This is a genomic window from Halorhodospira sp. 9621 (assembly GCF_022228055.1).
GTDB lineage: Bacteria > Pseudomonadota > Gammaproteobacteria > Nitrococcales > Halorhodospiraceae > Halorhodospira > Halorhodospira halophila_A.
In genome coordinates, this window is the sequence record NZ_JAJNRD010000077.1 from 1 (window position 1) to 1,809 (window position 1,809).

Genomic DNA, 1,809 nt, shown 5'->3' on the forward strand with positions numbered 1-1,809 from the left:
CCCGGAGTTCGACAGTAAACGGGCCAAAAAGCGGGTTCCGGAGGGTGCGGGCCTCGGCGGATCAATGGGTTAGTCGCAAAATCGGGCGAGAGGCCGTTGTGCCAGGGGTAATCAGACAGGCTGTTGGTTAGATGCAAGAAAGGCGCTATGATGCTGGACCATGTTCATACGCGCCTCCCGCTCAGGCAACCACGTCTACCTCCGACTCGTCGAGGGCTACCGAGACGAGCAGGGGCGGACTCGTCACCGCCAGGTGGCGCAGCTTGGCCGAGCCGACCAGATCGGCCAGAAAGACGTGGAGCGCCTGGTCTCCGGTCTCCTGCGCCATACCGGGGCCGATGCGTCCATGTTGCTCGAGCGCCCGCCGGAGTTCGAGCCGTCGCGAGAGCTCGGTGCGCCATGGGTACTGACCGAGCTATGGCGAGAACTTGGTCTCGACGAAGGGTTACGCCGGGCGTTGCGTGTTGGGGCGCGCAGCGTGGAGCCGGAACCGCTGGTCCGCGCCATGGTGCTCAACCGCCTCTGTGATCCCGAGAGCAAGCTCGGTGTCCTGCGCTGGTTCGAACGAGCCGTCCTCCCGGGGATCGAGACCGACACGATCACGCATCAGCAGCTGCTGCGGGCCATGGATGCGATCGAGCGTAACCGCAGGCGCTTCCATGACACGCTGGCCGCGCGACTCAAGCCGCTGATCGATCAAGAGTTATCGATTGTCTTTTATGATCTGACGTCAATCCACAGCTACGGAGAATCGGATTTCGAGGATGATCTCCGCCGTTTCGGGCGGAGCAAGGACAAGAACGGTGTGGCCCGCCAGTGCGTGCTCGGACTGATCCAGACGGCCGAGGGCCTGCCACTGGACTTTGAGCTGTTCGAGGGCAACATCGCCGAAGTGCGTACGCTGCTGCCGATGCTCCAGCGCTGCCTCAAGCGCTACCCCATCCGGCGGGTCGTCGTTGTCGCCGACCGGGGGCTAATCAGCCTGGATAACGTCGAGCAGATCGAGGCCATGACCGTCGGCGATGGTCACCAGTTGGAGTACATCCTTGCGGTGCCCGCGGGACGATACAGCGACTTTGCCGCCGCCATCGACACCCTGGAGTTTGCCAGCGAAGTGCCGAGTGTCCGCGAGACCCGCATGGATGGCCGGCGCCTGGTCGTCGCGCATGACCCGGAGGCGGCGGCCGCGATGCGCCAGCGCCGCCGGGAGAAGATCGATGAATTGGCCGCCTTTGGGGATGAACTGGTCGCCAAGCTCGATGCCCAGGATGCGGGCGAACGCAGTCGGGGCCGCCAGGCCACTGACGCCGGCGCATTCGCGCGTTTTCAGCGGGCTGTTCTGGAGAAGCAGTACAGCCGTTTCTTCGGGATGGCCATCGAGGACGGGCGCTTTACGTTTGAGGTGCTTGAGGACGCGGTCGATCGAGCGCAGCGCCTGGATGGCAAGCTGGTGCTACTGACCAACGTGCCGGATCTCGGGGCCGAGGACGTCGTGGCCCGTTACAAGTCGCTGGCCGATATCGAGCGTGGCTTCCGGGTTCTCAAGCGCGATCTTGAGATCGCCCCGGTCTACCATCGGCTGCCGGAGCGGATCTACGCGCACGCGGCGATCTGCTTCCTCGCGCTTCTGCTCCACCGGGTCATGCGCATGCGGCTCAAACACCGCGGCGCGAGCATCAGCGTCGAGCGCGCCCTCGAGGCTCTGAAGCAACTGCAATTCCACGGGGTGAACATTGAGGGCCACCGCTTGACCGGGATCACCCGGCCGGACGCGGTCCAGCTCGACCTATTCGACCAACTGGAGGTGAC

Annotated in this window: 1 protein-coding gene; it reads left to right on the top strand. The window is 64.4% G+C overall.

Annotated features, from left to right (window positions below; all coding sequences use genetic code 11):
• Window positions 1-160: 160 nt before the first annotated feature.
• On the top strand, window positions 161-1,809 hold a 1,649-nt coding region (locus tag LRF89_RS13115), incomplete at its 3' end, for an IS1634 family transposase (RefSeq protein WP_238637351.1).